Source organism: Williamsia sp. Y853 (assembly GCF_056786495.1).
Genome location: NZ_JBXCJC010000001.1, coordinates 1,511,059 through 1,529,920, shown reverse-complemented (window position 1 = coordinate 1,529,920; position 18,862 = coordinate 1,511,059). Strand labels below are relative to the sequence as shown.

The 18,862-nt window shown below is 64.7% G+C and carries 16 protein-coding genes; 11 read left to right on the top strand and 5 right to left on the bottom strand.

Annotated elements, in window-relative coordinates; translation table 11 throughout:
• Nucleotides 1-27 precede the first annotated feature (27 nt).
• Nucleotides 28-1,338, top strand: a complete 1,311-nt coding sequence (locus AC1TPF_RS07250) for an aspartate aminotransferase family protein (RefSeq protein ID WP_482143270.1) — start codon at nt 28-30, stop codon at nt 1,336-1,338.
• A gap of 177 nt (nt 1,339-1,515) precedes the next feature.
• On the opposite strand, the gene AC1TPF_RS07245 is transcribed toward AC1TPF_RS07250, so the two are convergent.
• Together AC1TPF_RS07245 and AC1TPF_RS07240 are read right to left on the bottom strand one after the other, a co-directional pair.
• Complete coding sequence (locus AC1TPF_RS07245) at nt 1,516-2,727, bottom strand: HNH endonuclease (protein WP_482143268.1); 1,212 nt, start codon at nt 2,725-2,727, stop codon at nt 1,516-1,518.
• Nucleotides 2,728-2,982: 255 nt separating this feature from the next.
• Nucleotides 2,983-3,249, bottom strand: a complete 267-nt coding sequence (locus tag AC1TPF_RS07240; protein WP_482135794.1) for a metal-sensitive transcriptional regulator — start codon at nt 3,247-3,249, stop codon at nt 2,983-2,985.
• A 166-nt stretch (nt 3,250-3,415) separates the two neighbouring features.
• Here AC1TPF_RS07240 and AC1TPF_RS07235 point away from each other — a divergent pair, with 166 nt between their 5' ends.
• From AC1TPF_RS07235 to AC1TPF_RS07190, 10 genes are all read left to right on the top strand, one after another.
• A complete protein-coding gene (locus tag AC1TPF_RS07235) occupies nt 3,416-5,569 on the top strand; it encodes an MMPL family transporter (protein WP_482143266.1) in 2,154 nt (717 codons plus the stop codon).
• 22 nt (nt 5,570-5,591) lie between these two features.
• Nucleotides 5,592-5,825, top strand: a complete 234-nt coding sequence (locus tag AC1TPF_RS07230; protein ID WP_482143265.1) for a YgaP family membrane protein — start codon at nt 5,592-5,594, stop codon at nt 5,823-5,825.
• A gap of 42 nt (nt 5,826-5,867) precedes the next feature.
• Nucleotides 5,868-6,278: a DUF302 domain-containing protein gene (locus AC1TPF_RS07225; RefSeq protein ID WP_482143263.1), complete on the top strand. Its 411-nt coding sequence runs from the start codon at nt 5,868-5,870 to the stop codon at nt 6,276-6,278.
• Nucleotides 6,279-6,343: 65 nt separating this feature from the next.
• A complete protein-coding gene (locus AC1TPF_RS07220; RefSeq protein WP_482143261.1) occupies nt 6,344-7,570 on the top strand; it encodes a cytochrome P450 in 1,227 nt (408 codons plus the stop codon).
• On the top strand, nt 7,567-8,181 hold the full coding sequence (locus AC1TPF_RS07215; protein ID WP_482143259.1) for a TetR/AcrR family transcriptional regulator: 615 nt from the start codon (nt 7,567-7,569) through the stop codon (nt 8,179-8,181). The genes AC1TPF_RS07220 and AC1TPF_RS07215 overlap by 4 nt, the downstream gene beginning before the upstream one ends.
• Before the next feature lie 101 nt (nt 8,182-8,282).
• Nucleotides 8,283-9,248, top strand: a complete 966-nt coding sequence (locus AC1TPF_RS07210) for a metal ABC transporter solute-binding protein, Zn/Mn family (protein ID WP_482143258.1) — start codon at nt 8,283-8,285, stop codon at nt 9,246-9,248.
• Between the two features lie 13 nt (nt 9,249-9,261).
• Nucleotides 9,262-10,173, top strand: coding sequence for a metal ABC transporter ATP-binding protein (locus AC1TPF_RS07205; protein WP_482143256.1), 912 nt, complete (start codon nt 9,262-9,264; stop codon nt 10,171-10,173).
• Entirely contained in the window at nt 10,170-11,081 is a 912-nt protein-coding gene (locus AC1TPF_RS07200; RefSeq protein ID WP_482135802.1) for a metal ABC transporter permease, read from the top strand. Before AC1TPF_RS07205 ends, AC1TPF_RS07200 begins: the two co-directional genes overlap by 4 nt.
• 130 nt (nt 11,082-11,211) lie before the next feature.
• A complete protein-coding gene (locus tag AC1TPF_RS07195; protein ID WP_482143254.1) occupies nt 11,212-14,679 on the top strand; it encodes an ATP-binding protein in 3,468 nt (1,155 codons plus the stop codon).
• 170 nt (nt 14,680-14,849) lie between these two features.
• The gene (locus AC1TPF_RS07190) at nt 14,850-16,244 is read left to right on the top strand and encodes an FAD-binding oxidoreductase (protein ID WP_482135804.1); all 1,395 of its coding nucleotides are present in this window, start codon (nt 14,850-14,852) and stop codon (nt 16,242-16,244) included.
• A gap of 28 nt (nt 16,245-16,272) precedes the next feature.
• Here AC1TPF_RS07190 and AC1TPF_RS07185 read toward each other — a convergent pair whose 3' ends face one another.
• From AC1TPF_RS07185 to AC1TPF_RS07175, 3 genes are read right to left on the bottom strand one after another with little or no spacing between them, the layout of a single operon-like run.
• A complete protein-coding gene (locus AC1TPF_RS07185) occupies nt 16,273-16,788 on the bottom strand; it encodes a DUF2599 domain-containing protein (RefSeq protein ID WP_482135805.1) in 516 nt (171 codons plus the stop codon).
• Nucleotides 16,785-17,243 carry a MaoC family dehydratase gene (locus tag AC1TPF_RS07180; RefSeq protein ID WP_482135806.1) on the bottom strand — a complete coding sequence of 153 codons (459 nt, stop codon included), beginning with the start codon at nt 17,241-17,243 and terminating at the stop codon, nt 16,785-16,787. The genes AC1TPF_RS07185 and AC1TPF_RS07180 overlap by 4 nt, the downstream gene beginning before the upstream one ends.
• Complete coding sequence (locus tag AC1TPF_RS07175) at nt 17,240-18,802, bottom strand: carboxylesterase/lipase family protein (RefSeq protein ID WP_482135807.1); 1,563 nt, start codon at nt 18,800-18,802, stop codon at nt 17,240-17,242. The genes AC1TPF_RS07180 and AC1TPF_RS07175 overlap by 4 nt, the downstream gene beginning before the upstream one ends.
• Between the last annotated feature and the right edge of the window lie 60 nt (nt 18,803-18,862).

Below are 18,862 nucleotides of genomic sequence, written 5' to 3'. Positions count from 1 at the left end.
CGACCAGGCACCAGGAAGGACGTCACCGTGAACGACTCGACATTCTGGCCGGCGGTCGACAAGCACCTCATCCGCTACGGAGGGGCCTTCACGCCGCGGATCATCGAGCGCGCCAGTGGCAGTTACGTCTACGACAGCGACGGCAACGCCATCCTCGACTTCACCTCCGGCCAGATGAGTTCTGTTCTGGGACATTGCCATCCAGAGATCGCGGCAACCGTCGCCACTGCGATGACCGGCCTCGATCACCTGTTCAGTGGCATGCTCAGCCGTCCGGTGGTCGACTTTGCGCAAGCCCTGTCCGCCACACTCCCGACCGGCCTGGACAAGGTGATGCTCCTGTCGACCGGCGCCGAATCGAACGAGGCGGCGCTGAAGATCGCCAAGCTCTACACCGGCAACTACGAGATCGTCTCGTTCGACCGGTCCTGGCACGGGATGACCTCCGGCGCGGCCGCGGCCACCTATTCGGCCGGTCGCAAGGGTTACGGTCCCCCGGTGCCCGGCAACTACACCCTGCCGACACCGAACGCATACCGGTCGGTATTCCGCACACCGTCCGGCGACCACGACTGGCAGGCCGAGCTCGACTACGGCTTCGCCCTCATCGATCAGCAGTCCACCGACAGCCTCGCCGCCTGCATCGTCGAACCCATCGTCTCCTCCGGCGGACTCATCGACCTACCCGTGGGCTACCTCGCCGCACTGAAGACCAAATGCGTCGAGCGGGGCATGCTCCTCATCGCAGACGAGGCGCAGACCGGACTCGGCCGCACCGGCACGATGTACGCCTTCGAACGCGACGGCGCCGTGCCAGACATCCTAACACTGTCGAAGACTCTCGGCGCCGGACTTCCCGTGGCGGCGGTGGTCACCTCCGACGAAATCGAATCCTGTTGCCACGAGCGCGGATTCCTCTTCTTCACCACCCACGTATCCGATCCGCTGGCTGCGGCGGTCGCAGGCACCGTCCTGGACATCGTGATCCGCGACGACCTGGTCGCACGAGCCGAAACCGCAGGCAAGCGCCTGCGTGATCATCTCCTGGAACTGCAGTCGCGACACGAGGTGATCGGCGACGTGCGCGGCCGAGGCCTGTTCTGCGGCATCGAACTGGTCGCCGACCGTGAAACCAAGGCGCCCGCAGATCAATTGGGACAGGCGGTCACCGACGCCTGCCTCGCCCACGGGCTGCACATGAACATTGTCCAGCTCCCCGGAATGGGTGGCATCTTCCGACTTGCGCCACCTCTGACCATCAGTGACAGTGACCTGGACCGCGGAATCGACATCCTCGACACCGCCCTGACGGAGACCACCCGCTCCCGGCAACAGTGACCAGCCGGCCGGAAAAAGGTTCGGGCAACCAGGCGTCCTGTGGTGCTGCCGCCTGTCCCACCAATCAACGGGAGCGGGCGACAGCACCACACGCTTTTCACACTATGGAGTTGTCAAGATTGCCTGCGCGGTCCCGGCGAAAAGCCGGGTGCGCCAGGGGAAGTCAATAGCGCCAGATCAGGCGGCGAGGGTCAAGGTTCGTCTGTTGTACGCCGGTAGAGGTCTTCGCTGCGGATCGATATCGGCCGGCGGTATCAGCCACGGATGTCCGTCGGAGCCCATGATCACGTCCCACCCGGTGTTGTGAACCGCCATGTGACAGGTGCGGCACAACAGGCAGCCGTTCTCCAACGTGGTCCGGCCGCCGTCCACAAAGTGCACGATGTGGTGGCAGTCCGACCAACTGGCATGTCCGCCGCATTTCACACAGCAGGTATCGCGGATGATGATCGCCTTACGCACAAGCCCTTTGAACAGCCGTTTCGGTGGACTCATATCGATCGGTACGTCCTGCCTGTCGAGGGTGATCGAGGTGATTGACGAATCGCAGGCCAACGTTGCGGCGGTTGCTTCGGTGATCGGACCCATCCACGGTAACGAGGCGCCTTCGGGATGATCGGCGGGCACGGTGACCATCACCTCGGTTCGCGGCGCCGACACCAATGTTTGTCCGCCACCACCACAATCCAACAGCTGGTGCAACGCATCGGCCCGGCGTTGGGTGGGGCTTCGACTGTCATCCGAGCCGTCGGGTTCGGGGCGTGCTTTGGACCATAAGTCCAACGCGGAGAAAAACTTTTCACCGATCACCGCATCCACATCAAACGTCCCGACACAGCGACCATCACGGACTTTGTATTCCAGACTGTTCAAAGACCGGTCCTCGGCTGGCGGCAGACCACCAGTATCCCTGGCGACCTCGTTACCCAGCAATCGAGCGGCCGCACCGATCTCCGCCGGAGGTGCACCGGAAATGGCATGGCTCAACAGTTTCCGCTCGAACCCCATCCGCTGCTCGGCGGTGATCGGGTCCTGGGACCGGCCGACAACATGCTCCACACCCTTGATCACAGCGTCCACATGCTCAGACGAGAGAAACCCGTCCCGCGAATACCCGGCGGTGCGATCCAGGCCGACCAGACCTGGACCGATACGTAACCATCGATACGCCGATACCGGTGCTGCTCCGTTGGCCTGCAGCAACTTTGCCGTCGTCGACCCGGCCCTACGTGCGATGCCCGACTCATCGATCACACCAGCGCACACCGCGAGTTGGTGCTCGGTCGCGTTACGCAGGGTGATCAGATCCCTGGTCATACCCAGTACCGCGTGGGGATCATCGGGTAAGTCCAGGTCAACCAGGGAATCGACCGTATCGAGAAGCCGCATCACATACACCTCCGGGCATGAAAGCAACAGGGAAGTTGACCGATTCGCGTGAAAGGCGATTTGCTCGACGTTGTCGTAGTCTCTGTGATCAACTGATCCCAGCCTACCGGCTCGAACACGTGTTCGCAAGGGTCTATTTCGTTAATTATGCTTTGTTGCAACACCTTTCGGGAGCAATACGAAGCAACTCACGGCGCAGCGGCTCGCCTCCAGGCAGGCTAGCAGTCCGGTACGACACCCCTCCCGGAGCGGGCCTCACGCCAGGGCGAGAAAGAGTTTCTCGAGTTCGGCCTCGGTCAGTGGCGCCTGGGTGCCGTCCGCGGCGCTGAGGCACTGTCGCATCCCGGATGCCACGATCTTGAAGCCGGCGCGGTCGAGTGCACGCGAGACGGCGGCGAGTTGGGTGACCACGTCTTTGCAGTCACGCCCGGCCTCGATCATGGCGATCACTCCGGCCAGTTGACCCTGCGCCCTGCGTAGACGGTTCAGCACCGCCGACATCGTTTCTTCGTCACCGATCACTTTTCACATGCCTTTCGTCTGGTTACCCCACCACACGATACCCCAGGGGGTACGGCTCCGAGGCAGATGCGTACTTGACCAAGCATACCCCCATGGGTATGTTCGAGCGCGTTCCCCGCAATACCCATGGGGGTATGCAATCCGTACCCAAAGGAGTTCTCGCACCATGACCGGCACCACCCCGACCGAAACCAAGCCCGACTCCCCACCGACTCGGCCCTCCGGAGCCCTGGGACGCTGGGGCGCGACGATGGCGGGGCACTCTCGCCTGGTCTTCGGCGTCTGGCTACTGGTGTTGATCGGGCTGGGCGCGGCGGCTCCGTCGGTGTTCTCCTCTTTGGCAGGTGCGGGGTGGCAGGCCAATGGATCGGAATCGGTGCAGGTACGAGAGTTGGCGCAACAGCATTTCGGCGGGAACTCGTCGGCTGCGGTCCAGGTGGTTGTCCACTCTGACACCGACACCGTGACGAGCCCGGCCATGCAGGAGGTGATCTCCGAGGCGACCGCGGTCTTCGACGGCGACTCCCGGTTCGGCGAGATCATCCCGCCCGCGCCGGGCATGACGATCAGCCCGGACCAGCACACCGGCATCCTGCTCGCCGGTGCGAACGCGGACACGGACGACATGGTCCGGGCGGTCGATGACGTCAAGGAAGAACTCACCGGTCTCTCGGGTGACGGTATCGAGGTGTACCCGACCGGCGCCTCTGCGCTGTGGAGCGATTTCAACAAGGCCAATCACGACGCGATGATCAAGGCCGAACTGTTCTCGTGGCCGGTGACGCTGGCCATCATGGTCCTGGCATTCGGCTCACTGGTGGCGGCGGGGTTGCCCTTGTTGCTGACAATCGCAGGCCTGGTTGCTTCGGCCGGAGGGTTGGTCCTGCTCAACCAGATCACCCCGATCTCGGTGTGGGCCATGAACTTTGCGATGATGTTCGCCCTCGCTCTGGGTATCGACTATGCCCTGTTCATCGTGTCCCGATTCCGCGATGCCCTCAAAAACCACACGAACAGAGCGCAAGCGGTTGCCGAAACCATGGACACCGCGGGCAAAGCGGTTGTCCTATCCGGTATCACCGTCCTGGTGAGCTTGTCCGCGGTGCTACTCGTGCCGGCACCGGCGGTACGGACGATGGCCATCGGCATCATGCTCGCGGTGGCATTTGTCCTAACGGCCACCCTGACGCTGCTCCCGGCAACCCTTGGTGCACTCGGGACGAAAGTCAATGCCGCGTCCCTGCCGTATGCCAAACGCCAGCAACATCGTTCACCCCTGTTCGCGCGCTGGGGCAAGACCCTGCACAACCACCCCTGGCCTTTTGCCCTCGGATCACTGGTCGTGTTGATCGCACTGGCGATCCCGGTGATCGGACTGAAGGTCGCCATGCCCTCGATCTCCGTGGTGCCCGAGGATGCGCCGGTGCGGCAGGGATATGAACTGGTTCAACAGCAGATGGGCGAAGGCGCCCCTGGCATGCTGCAGATCGTCGCGCCGTCGGCCGATGCGCAGTCGGCGCTTGCGGCCGCCACGGCCACCGAGGGAATCGAGATGGTCACTCCACCACAACCCGCCGCCGACGGTTCTGACATCGTGATGCTGCAGGGACTGCCCTCGGTGGATCCCTCCGATGCGGCGCTGGGCACCATCGTGGACGATCTTCGCGATGCCCTACCCGCAGACGCATTGGTCGGCGGCGCGCCTGCAGAGAATCTCGACCTGCAACAGGCCTTGAACGACTACTTCCCGCTGATCGTCGCCGTGATCCTGATCCTGGGTTTTGTGCTGCTGCTCGTTGCATTGCAGGCCCCGCTCATCGCCTTGATCGGCACCCTCGTCAGTCTCCTGTCGACGGCTGCCGCGTTCGGGGTCGCGAAACTGATCTTCCAGGACGGCCACCTGTCCGGGTTGCTCGGATTCACCCCGCAGGGCTTCCTCGACGGCTGGGGACCGGTGTTCTTCTTCGCCATGATCTTCGCCATCGCCATGGACTACACCGTCTTCTTGCTAGCCACCGCCAAAGAACACTACGAACGAACCGGGGACCCCGACACCGCACAGATCGACGGGATGGCCCACTCCGGACGCATCATCTTTGCTGCAGCGGCGGTCATGGTCGCCGTGTTCTTCACATTCGCGTTCGCGGAGCCATTGCCTCCCAAGGAAATGGGGATCATCCTCGGAGTAGCGGTACTTCTCGACGCAGTCCTGATCAGGCTGATGCTGCTGCCGGCCCTGCTCCGACTGACCGGACGGGCGGCCTGGTGGTCACCGACCTGGCTGCGGCGCATCCTGCCCTCAATTTCGTTCTCCCACTGAGCGAATCGAAAGGATTGAAACGATGAACACCCCGGCAACGACCGGTCGGCCCTGGACGATCGAGCGGGTGGTTCCACTGCTCGCCGGCACCGTGGTCCTACTGAGTCTGGTGTTGGCCACCGCCTTCTCGACGTGGTGGCTGCTCCTGACCGCCTTCGTGGCCCTGAACCTGGTGCTCTTCAGCGCCGTGGGCTGGTGCCCCGCCAGCCTGATCATGCATCGCCTGGGACTCCCCCGCCAGTGCGAACTGCGCTGAAGACCAACCCATCAAAGATCTGCAACCGATAGGAGAATTGTTGTGTCACTCGCTATTTCAACAGTCCTGAACGTCCCGTTCGACGAGGCGGTCGCCAAGACTCGAGCGGCGCTGGCCGATCAGGGTTTCGGCATCCTCACCGAGATCGACGTCAAAGCGACCATGAAAACCAAGCTCGACGAAGACATGGAGGACTACCTGATCCTGGGTGCCTGCAATCCCCAATTGGCCCACCGCGCCATCGGGGTCAACCGTCAGATCGGACTCCTGCTGCCCTGCAACGTCGTCGTCCGTGCGCACCCCGACGACGCGACGTCCTCGATCGTCGAAGCCATGAATCCGAATCTGATGGTCGATGTGTCCGGCGAGGCCGGACTCGTGCCCGTTGCCAAGGCCGCGACCGAGCAGCTACAGACGGCCATCTCCGCGCTCAACGGACAACCGGCAACCTGAGCCCGAAAAAGGCAAGATGTCGATTAACGGTTGACACTAGGCGGCCAATGTCTCACGCTTGAGACATGTCAAACAAAGTGTCGCACGCGGCGGGCTATGTGCTCCGTTCCGGCGACACTTGGCGCGATCCCTGGGAGATGTACGCCGATCTACGTGACCACGACCCCGTCCATCGCGTTCGATCAGCCGATCCCGACCACGACTTCTGGGTGCTGACGCGCCATGCCGACGTCTCGAACGCCGCCGACGACTGGCGGACGTTCACCTCAACTGGTGGCCTGACCACCACCTACGGCGAGCTGGAGAGCATCGGGCTGACGGACAATCCGCCGATGGTGATGCAGGATCCGCCGGTCCACACCGATTTCCGCAAGCTGGTGTCCCGCGGGTTCACACCCAAACAGGTCCACGAGATCGAGCCCGCAGTGCGCGATTTCGTCCGCTCCAGGATTGATGCGCTGATCGAATCCGGCGGCGGCGACATCGTCACCGATCTCTATAAACCGTTGCCATCCATGGTTGTGGCGCACTACCTCGGTGTCCCCGAATCGGACCGGGCGGCATTCGACGGATGGACCGAGGCGATCGTCGGCGCAGACACCTCCGACCTGGGCAAGGCCGGCGACACCGCCACCGCCGCAGTACTCGAGATGATGGCCTATTTCGGCACGCTCATCGAGTACCGGCGCACACACCCCGGAGACGACACGATCTCCCACCTGGTGGATGCGGGCGTGGGCGAGGACGACAGCACTGAGGGGTTGCTGTCGATCCTCGCCTTCACCTTCACCATGGTTGCCGGCGGCAACGACACCACCACCGGCGTTCTCGGCGGCGCCACCGAGCTGCTCGGCGAGCATCCGGATCAGCGGGCAGCGCTCGTCGAGAATCCGGAACTCATCGACGATGCGGTCGACGAGTTCCTGCGCCTGACCTCACCGGTGCAGGGCCTGGCCCGGACCGCCACCACCGATGCCACGTTCGGCGATCACACGATCCCGGCCGGACGCAAGGTCTTGCTCTGCTACGGCTCGGCCAACCGCGATCCACGAGCATTCGGCGACGACGCGGACCGCCTCGACATCACCCGACGCCCACGGCAGATCCTGACATTCAGCCGCGGCGCCCATTACTGCCTCGGGGCCGCGGCCGCACGGATGCAGACCCGCGTCGCCCTCACCGAATTGTTGGCCCGCGCTCCGGAGTTCACCGTCGATCCAGGATCGATCGCCTACGCAACGGGCAATTACGTACGTAGGCCGACCACCATGAACCTGACCGTCGGCCCATGAGCCGCAGATCTCCCGAGACCACTCGCCACCCCGAGAACGCCCAGGGCGCGGATTGGCTCGGTGCCAGCCGAACCGAAACCGCCGCGGCCCGCATCCTCGATGTCGCGGGCGATCTGTTCGTAACCCACGGGGTCGCCGCGGTGAACATGAACCAGATCGCCGCCACCGCCGGCTGCTCAAGGGCCACCCTCTACCGCTACTTCGCGTCCCGTTCCGATCTGCACCTCGCCTATGTCGAACGCGGGGCCCGCGCCCTGTCGGCGGCGGTGGCCATACGCATCGCCGACATCGAGGACGTCGGCGAACGCATCACCGAAGCGATCCTGACCTCGGTGGAAGGGGTCCGCGCCGACCCGGTCATGCACAGCTGGTTCAGTCCGGAGGCCGCCGGACTCGCAGGCGCGATGGGCACCGAGTCGCCGGTAGTCAACCAGACCGCCGTCGAGATGCTGGCCGGTGAGACGTCCTCATCGGAGGCCGAGGTTGCCCTGCAGGCACGGTTCATCGTCCGAATCGTCATCTCGTTGCTGACGACGCCGGGCGCCGACGCGAACGAGGAACGCGAGATCGTCGAGCGGTTCGTGACGCCAGCGATCGTCAATCAGCACTGATTTTCACAAGTTGTCGGTAACGGTTATCATTAGCATCTGATAGATGGTCGCGCACCTCAGCCCTGCGCGGAACACCGTCCACCGATGCGAAAGGTCCTGCAATGGCAACCTGGTCCCGACTCCTGGGGGTCACCACCGCCCTGACCCTCGCGGTCGGCGTGGCCGCCGGCTGTTCCTCCGACAATGGCGGAACCACCGCGGACGGCAAGGTTTCCGTGGTCGCATCGACCAACGTCTGGGGCTCGGTCGCCGAGGCCGTCGGCGGTGAGCACGCCGAGGTGACATCGCTCTACACCTCGCCCGACGGCGACCCGCACGAGTTCGAAGCAAGCGCCAAGGACACCGCCAAGGTTGCCGACGCCGGTGTTGTGGTCCTCAACGGCGGTCACTACGACGCCTACATGGAGGCAGCGGCGAAGAGCTCGAAAGCGATCGTGGTCAATGCCTTCGACATCATGGAAGGCGACGAGCACGGCACTTCCGAACACACCGAGGACGATCACAGCCACGCCCCCGGCGCTGTCAACGAACACGTCTTCTACAACCTGACCGTCGTCGGTCAGGTCGCCGACAGCATCGCAAATGCGTTGTCCGAGAAGGACAGCGCCAATGCCCAGTACTTCCGCGACAATGCCGCCGCGTTCAACGAGCAGATCGACGAACTGCGCGGTGAACTGGCGGAGATCAAGGCCGCGAACCCCGGAGCGAAGGTCGTCCAGACCGAACCGCTGGCCGGGTATCTCCTGACCGAAGCCGGACTCGACGACATCACACCGGCGGGACTGCAGGATGCGGTCGAAGCCGGGCAGTCGCCGTCGGCCCGCGACGTCGCCGCGACCCAGGAACTGATCTCCGGCCGTGCGGCCCGCGCCCTGATCTACAACACCCAGGCCACCGACGACGGAACAAAAGCCCTGCTGGCGATTGCCGAGAAGGCAGGCGTCCCCGTCGTCGACTTCACCGAGACCTTCCCCGCAGGTACGACCGATTACATCGAATGGCAGCGGGCTAATGTTGAAGCACTGTCGTCGGCCCTGGCGGTCGGCGCAACCAGCACTTCTCGATAAGGCAATCCACCACATGACCCAGCCCGAACCGGCATCCGCGCCACCGCCCAGAGCAGCCGATCAGCGCGCTGCCGACGGCCTGAAAACCGTGCATCAAACCGCAGGCCGGGGTGCCGCGGTCACGATCACGGGCGCACGATTGTCGTTCGGCCAACGGGTCCTGTGGGATCACTTCGACCTCACGGTCGCGCGCGGCGAGTTCATCGCAATCCTCGGCCCCAACGGTTCGGGCAAGACGTCGCTGCTGAAAACGCTTCTGGGCAAATACACTTTGGACTCCGGCACGGTCACCGTCGAGGGTCGTGGACTGCGCAGCGGTGACAGCAAAGTCGGCTACATCCCCCAGCAACAGACCCACGATGAGGGCGTGCCACTGCGCGGCCGGGATCTCGTCGGTCTCGGTGTCGATGGCCAGGCCTGGGGTCTGGGGTTTCGCAATCGCAAGCGCCGCAATGCACTTGTCGACGATGCCATCGCCCAGGTCGACGCCCGTGACTTCGCCGACGCACCGCTCGGTTTGCTCAGTGGTGGTGAGCAGCAGCGTCTTCGAGTCGCACAAGCATTGTCAGGCAATCCCGCGGTACTGCTCTGCGACGAGCCGTTGCTGAGCCTGGATCCGGCCAACCAGAGTCGGGTCGCGGCGCTCATAGACCGCCGCCGCCGCGATCACGGCACCGCGGTGCTGTTCGTGACCCACGAGATCAACCCGATCCTGCCGTACGTCGACCGGGTCGTGTACCTCGTCGACGGCCGCTTCCGGATCGGCACACCGGCCGAGGTCATGACGTCGGAAACACTGAGCGAGCTGTACCAGACCCGCGTCGATGTCCTGCGCGTCCAGGACCGGTTGGTTGTTGTCGGGGCCGACGAATCGGCGTGCCATGGTGACCATTCGTCCACATCGTCAACCGAGGTACCCGAGTGAACCGCAGCTGGTCCGACCTCTTCGATTTCGCCGAGACCGCCAACCTCCTCTCGTACGGGTTCGTGCAGCAAGCATTGCTCGCCACCGCACTGCTCGGCATCCTCGGCGGGGTCCTGGGCCCGATGGTGGTCAGCCGCCAGATGGCATTTGCCGTACACGGCACCGCGGAACTGACATTCACCGGCGCGGCCGGCGCGCTGTTGTTGGGGATCAGCGTGAACCTCGGCGGCCTGATCGGCGCGATCATCGCCTCGATGATCTTCGGGCTCCTGGGCAACCGTGTGCGCGAACGGGATTCGGTCATCGGCGTGGTGATGGCCTTCGGCCTGGGATTGGGTGTGCTGTTCATCGCCCTCTACGGCCGCACGGGTGCGGGCTTCAACCTGCTCACGGGACAGGCGGTGACCGCCGGAGCTCAGGGCGTCGCGGCCGTTGTGATCACCACGATCATCGTGGTTGTCGTGATGGCGATCATCTACCGTCCGCTGCTGTTCGCCAGCACCGATCCCCGGGTCGCCGAGGCCCGCGGCGTGCCGATGCGGTTGCTGTCGGTGGTCTTCGCCGTCCTGCTCGGTGCCGCGGTGGCACAGAGCGTCCAGATCATCGGTGCGCTGCTGGTGATGTCGCTGATCATCACCCCGGCAGCCGCCGCGATGCGGGTGTCGTCGAATCCGACCGCCGTCCTCGGGCTGTCGATCCTGTTCGCGGAAATCGCCGCGATCGCCGGGATCATTTTGTCGCTGGCGCCCGGATTACCTCCGTCGGTGTTTGTCACCTCAATCTCATTTGCGATCTACATGATCTGCCGAGTGGTCGGTTCGCGCCGTTCCCGCAACTCCGGCCGGCCGTCGACTCCGGCACCGGCCGACAACACATTCGCGAAAACCAAGGACACCGCGGAAAATTAGGCCAATCGGCCGTTCCCTTCGACCGCACGCGTCACCTAGGCTCTGAATTCACCGCTCTGAATCGCCCCCTACCCGGGTTCGATCAACACCCCGAGCGGGATCGGTGAGCGTCAAGTGGTGAAGGGCGGGCATGCGCTATCAGCTACTCGGACCGCTCGCGGTACTCCGGGACTCCAGCGGCCAGGCCGATGCGAGAGTCGATCTCGGCTCTCCCAAACAACGGACCATCCTCGCGATCCTGCTGATCCACCGCGGCAAAGTGGTGTCGACGGACCGCATCTGCGACGCACTGTGGGGTGAGCAGGCACCGCCGAGCGCGACGTCGAGCCTGCAAGCCTATATCTCCAATCTGCGCCGCGCGCTCCGCAATGACGCGGGTACCTCTCCGATCCGGCGCCAGACCACCGGCTACGTCCTCGACGTGCCCGATTCCGACGTGGACGTCAGCGAGTTCCTCGATCTCGCCGACGTGGCGCAACGGCGGGCCGACAGCGAGCAATGGGCACCGGCTCTCGACGCCGCCGATCAGGCATTGAGGTTGTGGCGCGGGGAGTTGCTCGACGGTCAGGGCGACGAGGATTGGGTGCGCACGGAGGCGGCCGGGCTCGACGAGATCCGCAGTGGCTGCATCGAGAACCGGATCACCGCACTGCTCGCGCTCGGCAGGCTGTCACCGGCCCTTGCCGATGTCGTCGCCCTACGGAACCACCAGCCGTACCGGGATCACAGCTGCTGGCTGCACATGCTCGCGCTGCATCAGGCCGGGCGGTCCGCAGAAGCGCTCGACGTGTTCGGCGACCACACCCACCGACTCGCCGGTGACCTGGGTCTGGAACCGAGTACCGAACTCCGCGATCTTCAGGGCGCGGTCCTGCGCCACGACCCCGAACTGATCGCGTGGCCACGCAAACCGATCTGGTCCGGCGCAGGCGAGCTCCGCGCCCCCGACCACACGCATCCGGCTCCGGTCCCGGTCCCGGCCGAGAACGAAACCCCCACGCACCGCGGGCTGGTCGGGCGGGTTCGCGAACTCGAACACATCGGCCGGGTGCTCGACGACGTGCTCGTGGGCAATACCCGCTGGCTGGTCTTCATCGGCCCTCCCGGCATCGGCAAGACCCGGCTCGCCGACGAGGCGGCTCACCTCCTGCAGTCGGCAGGCGGGCGGGCGGTGTGGGCACGTAACCCCGAAGAAGGCGCGCCGTCGTGGTGGCCGGCCCGGCAGTTGGTCGCAGCCCTCGGCTCCGATCCCCGCGAGGTCTTCACCACCACCGCCGACGTCGACGCCGACACCGCCCGATTCACCGTCTACGACCGGGTCCAGCGAATCATCGAACAGGCAAGTGGGACATGCCCACTCGCGGTGATCATCGACGACGCCCAATGGGCCGACTCGATGTCGGTCGGTGCTCTCGCATCGATGGCGACCGCCGTGCACCACCAGCCGATCGCGTTCGTCATCACCCTGCGCGACGGCGAACGCCACCCGGCGCTCGGCCGCCTGCTCAGCGCTGTCGCGCGCGGTACCGGCAACCGGCAGATCGTTGTCCCCGAACTCGACGAGGCCGAGGTGGGCGTCCTTGCCAACGAGATCGCCAGCGAAGAGCTGACCGCCGACGAGGTCGCCGGACTCGCCAGGCGCACGGGCGGAAATCCGCTGTTCGTCTCCGAATATGCCCGCCTGCCTGCCATCGAACGTAGTGCCGATGAACTCCCGATCGCCGTGAGGTCGGTCCTCGGACTGCGGCTTGCCGGTCTCGATCCCGCTGTGCTGCAGACGCTTCGGATGGCCGCGGTCATCGGCGACACCATCGACATCGCATTGCTGTCGTCGGCGACCGATCTCGATCTAGACACACTTGCCGACCAACTCGATGCCGCCGCCGACGACCGCATCATCACCGCGGCACCGGGTACCGACAGCTACGCATTTGCCCACGGACTGCTCCGCGAAGAGGTCCTGGCCCAGATCCCGGCCTTGCGGCGGAAGCGGGCACATGCCAAGGTTGCCGAGATCCTCTCCGATGCGGAAGGATCGGATGCACTCGGCAGGCGCGCACAGCATCTGATGGCCGCACTTCCCCTCGTCGATCCCGAGCATGCGGTCGCCGCCTGCACCGCAGCGGCGGAAACCTCTGCCGCACGCTGGAACTCAGAGGTCGCCGCATATTGGTGGCAGCAGGCCCTGACCGCCTACTCACTTCTGCCATCGGCCGAGCAGGTCGACGAACGACGCGACGAACTGACTGTCCTGCTGCTCGAAGCACTCTCACGGGCCGGCCGGGGTCAGACCGTACTGCAGACGGTCGAGGCAGCACTGGCCACCGCGGTCCATGCCGAAAAGTCCTCCACGGTAGGTAGACTCGCCGGCTCGCTACTGCGGTCGGGTGGCGGATGGCCCTGGGTGTCGCCTGCAGAGGACTCCGCCCCGCTGCTGGCACTGCTCGCGCGCGCCGAGGAAGCCGTTGCCGACGACCCCGCCGAGCGCGCTCAGGTACTGGGTGCGCTCAGTGTCGGACACAGTTATCATCCGGATCCCACCATTGCCCCGGAATTGATAGGCCGCGCAGAACAATTCGCGGCCTCGACCGGCGATCCTGACATCATTGCGGAAGTGATGATGGCCCGGCTGATCACATTCTCCGGAGTGGCCACGCATGCCAGGGAATCCGTCGTCCTCATCGACGAACTGCTGAGGCTCGATCATCGCCAGGCCCGCTTCGACGCGGTCATCGCCCATTCGATCGGAACGATGGCCACCTTCACGCTGGGGGACGTCGAGGCCGCCGAGCACCACCTGCGCCAGGCCATCGCGGGCAGCGAAGAACTGAACCTGCCGATCCTGCGCGCCCAGCTTCGCTGGATGGAGGTTGTGATGGCTGTCTGGACCGGTGATTTCACACGGGCACAACAACATCAGGCGATCGCCAAACGTGTTCACGAACAGACCGAACTGTATGAGACCGGGCAGGCCGACATGTCCCTGATGTCGCTGAGCCGCGAACTCGGAAGTATCACCGACATCGGCGCCGGCCGCGCAAAGGAGTGGATCACCGGTGTTGCCGCCGCTGCTGAGGACACGAACATGCGCGGGGTGATCGCCGCCGGCACCGCAGGCATACCCGGCGCGCCGCTGGATCGAACACTCGCCGCTGCCCTTGTCGCGCAGCGGCAGGCCACCCGCGGTGCACATGTCTGGCACACCCTCGGTCACGCGGTGGCGCTGGCGCACGTGGTGGCCGACTTCGAATTGACCGAGTACGCAGACGAGTTCATCACCGAACTCGACCCGTTCACCGACCACATCGGCCTGATCGGACAGCTCGGCAACATCGGCCCGGTGGCCCTGGCCCTCGGCCGGTTGCAGATGCTCACCGGCAATCGCGCCGCGGCACGAGAATCAGTCGCGGTGGCAGCGGGTCTCGCAGCGCGGACCGGCGGACTGCCCACATTGCTGCGGTGCCGGGTTCTCGACTGGCAGCTACGCGGGCCGGACGAGCAGACGTCAGACGAACTCGACAACTTCGAGGAGCAGGCCGCACAGCTGGGCATGACCGGTGTGAAGAACGAATTACAGCGCTTGCGCACCGCGCGCTGACAACTGACCGTCATCCAAACATCCGATGCAGTCAGGTAGCTCGCGCTCGATCGCGGTCAACGCTCTCGGTTCTTGAAACATTCTTGAACGCCGACACCAAGAACCTCCCAAGTGCTCGCGCGCATGCTGACGCCAACAGTTGCCGATCTCGAGCGAAGGAACCAAACACGATGACCGTCACCACCCCTAACAACACAGGTACCGACCCGGCCGTGGACTTGCGGGCGGCCGTCGCCGGCGTGGTTGCCCGCCCGGGTGAGCCCGGGTTCGAACGGGCGATCCCGTGGAATGTCGCCGCCCAGACCGACCCCTATGCAGCGGTGTTCGTGGAATCGCCTGCCGACGTCGCAGCCACCCTGCGGATCGCCGCTCAGCACGGACTGACCGTCGCAGTCCATGCCACCGGCCACGGCGCACTTCCCCTTGACCAGGGCAGCATCCTGGTGCAGACCAGCGGACTGTCCGACCTGGTGATCGATCCACAAGCCCGCACGGCGCGCGTGGGTGCCGGGGTGAAATGGCAGCGGGTCATCGACGAGGCCGCACCGCACGGCCTGGCAGGCCTGGCCGGTTCCGCACCCGATGTCGGGGTGGTCGGATTCATCACCGGCTGCGGCATCGGACCATTCGTTCGGACCGTCGGTCTGTCCTCGGATCACGTGCGCTCCTTCGAGCTGGTGACCGGCCAGGGCGAGATCCTGCATGTCACACCAGAGAACCACGCAGAACTCTTCTGGGGGTTGCGCGGTGGCAAGGCCACTCTCGGCATCGTCACCTCGGTGGAGATAGACCTGCTGCCCATCGCCGAGTTCTACGGCGGTGCGATCTATTTCGACGGAGCCGACGCAGCGAAGATCCTTCACGCCTGGCGCGATTGGAGTATCGATCTGCCAGAACACGCCAATACTTCCGTAGCGCTGCTCCAGCTACCGCCGCTCCCGGAGGTCCCGCCGCCGCTGGCGGGCAAACTCACCGTTGCGGTCCGTTACGCTTCGTTGGCCGATCCGGCCGAGGCAGAGGCGCTCTTCGCACCCATGCGCGCGCTGGCAACTCCGCTCATCGATGCAGTTTCGGTGATGCCTTATGCCGCGATGGGTGCGATCCACGCAGACCCGGTCGATCCGATGCCCACGTTCGAAGGCAGCACGCTGCTCGGTGAACTCAACAACACGGCGCTCGACAGCTTGCTCGCACTGACCGGTCCCGGCTCACAGTCCCCGCAGGTGGTTGTCGAGATCCGTCGCTTGGGTGGTGCGATGGCCGTGCCCGCAGCGCATCGCAGCGCGTTCTGTCATCGCGGGGCCCCCTATCACCTGTTCGTGGTCGGGGCCCTGGTGCCGCCGATCGCCGAGCATGTGCCGCCGCACTCCGCCGCCATCACGGATGCGATGGCGCCGTGGGCCATCGGACAGCTACCGAACTTCGACCCGGGCAGCAGCCCGGAGCGGCTGGCCCGCTGCTACAACGAAGACACCCTCGCCTGGCTCGGCGCGCTGGCCGACCGCCATGATCCGGCCGGGGTACTGCGCGTCGGTCAGGTCGTCCGGATCCCGACACCGGCCTGATCCGAATCGAAAGGAGCGGAACAGCTTTTCACGGAATCGTCTCTTCCGCTCCACCCGGATTACACCGGTCGGCGATCATCTGGGCACCGGAGACCACCGGCCGCCAAGGCTCCAGATTCCAGCTGGTCTTCTCCGGTTCGACGAGCCTGGCAAATCGCCAGTGACAAGCGAATTGATCACGCATACCCGGACTGTCGGCGGTCTGGTCCAACGCGACAACTTCGGACCAGGCCGCACCGAGTTCGCTTTCGCCGGGTACGTATCGGCCCGATTCGGTGGGAAACACCTGCAGACTCGGCCCCTGATCAGTCTGCGCCCACGCCACCCGGCTGATGAACGGCGGCAGATATACCGAGGCCGGAGAGGTCTCGACCGACGGCTTCGCAATGCTCACAGAAGTCGTCGACGGCGACGTGGTGATGGCGACCCCGCCATCACCGGACGAATCAGCCCCGGAATCGGTACAGCCGACCAGCAATGCCGCGGCCAGCAGAATTCCTGCTGCTCCGCGGCACCATGCACCGGGCGTGCGCGTGACTGTCAAAAAAGAACCCGGACAACCATTTCCGCAACCAAGGCCGGCTTGGTACCGCCCTCGATTGCCAGGCTGTGACCGAAGACAACCTGCACACCGCCGTTGGGCAGTTCGGTTGCATCCGCAAGCGTGGTGGTCAGCTGCACCTTCGAACCGACAAGAACCGGCGACGGGAAGCGAACCTTGTTGCTGCCGTAGTTCAGTGCCATCTTCACGTTGTCGAAGCCGTAGATCTGGGCGCCGAGCATCGGGAGCACGGACAGGGACAAGAAGCCGTGTGCGATCGTCCCTCCGAAGGAGCTCGCCTTGGCCCGCTCGACATCGACGTGGATCCACTGGTGGTCGCCGGTTGCGTCCGCGAACAAGTTGACTCGATCTTGCGTGATCTCGAGCCAATCGCTCTTGCCGACTTCAGAACCGACCGCCTCCAGAACGTCAGCGACCGAAGTGAAAACTCGCTTCATACCTTCTCCATTGTCTCCGTGGCCTTCTGCGCTCCCGAAATCGTGGCCACATAATCACCGAATCCGGCCCACGCCTCACGACGGGCGCGATAGGGGTCGATTTCCACATATGAATGTGTGTCGAAGATCCTGGTGGCGCGGACCTTCGGAGTGTAGCGCGGCCAGGATTCCAGCGGCTCACCGGTTTTGGCGAATGCCAACCACTGATCCTGCATCTCGTTCGTGACGCGCAGAGCGTTCCGCCGATCGCCGCCCCGTGCGAGCAGTCGGCCGGCCTTACCGCGATAGATCCCGAACACGGCGAACAGTTCGGTCGCATGTGTTGCACCGAGTCCCAACAACTTCAACAGGCGCGGGGCGTAGTCGTACCGATAGGCATAGGTGGGTGCATGTTGCGCGTGACCCTCGGTGGCCGCGATCGTGCCCACCCAGAAGATGTAGTCGCCGCCGAACTTCACCATGGATCTCGGATGCGGGAAACGGCCGTAGGCCGCGGTGATGCGCTCCTGCGCGTCGGGTTCGGTGGCCGCGAACATTGCCGTGATCGATTCCTCGGTCGACAGCAGCCCCTGCGGCAGCCGCTTGAACAACGTGCCCTCATTGCGGTTCGTCCCGATGATCATCGGGACCCGATGCGCCGTTCCCTTGGCAAAGGCGTCGACCGGGGCCAGTGGCAGATAGTCGCCGTCGACCACCGGACCAAAAGGCAGAAGTCCCGGGGTATCGGTTGTCACCCAGCGCGCCAGACGATGCCCGGCACGGCCGATCTCGGCGAGCGAGGCATCCACGAGCGCCTGCGCCGGATCGTCCACGCCCATGTCGGCACACAGGAGTTCGGTGAGCTTGCGAGCCCACTTGTGCGCAAAGTGCTGGTGCAGCGTGAGTATCGGTGCCGAACTCTCGGCGATCGCGCGGTGGAACAGTCCACCGGCCGCGGGAGTGGCCATCAGTGTCGTGACGGCGTTTCCGCCTGCGCTCTCGCCAAAGATGGTGACATTGCCGGGATCTCCCCCGAACTCGGCGATGTTGTCTTGCACCCACTGCAGTGCGGCCACCTGATCACGCAATCCGAGATTGGACTCGAACGGCCGCTCGGGCGTGGACAGTTCGGTGAAATCGCCGTATCCCAATGGGCCGAGCCGATAGTTCATCGACACGAAGATGACGTCCCCGCGCCGAACGAGGTCGTGACCGTAGTAGAGCGGCGTGGCCGTCGACCCGAGAATGTAGGCACCACCGTGGATGAACACCATCACCGGGCGGGGCTCGGTCGACGCCTGCTCCGGCGCCACGACGTTCAGGATCAGCGAATCCTCACTGACCGGCTGCTTTTTACCCCGCTCGACGAGCGCGTACTTGGGATTCTGCGGCGGCGCGTTGCCAAAACTGTTCGCCTCCAGGACCCCCGTCCAACCGATCGCGGGCTGCGGAGCACGCAACCTCAGGTCGCCCACCGGCGGCGCGGCGTAGGGGATCCCCCGCCAGCGGATGATGTCGCCGTCGCGAACGCCGGCGACAACACCATCGGAAAGAGTCACTGTTGTGTTTGCACTGGCCATGTTTCCGACCCTAGCGGCCAATAGCGGACACTCGCCCGCCATCGGTGTGATTCGTCACGC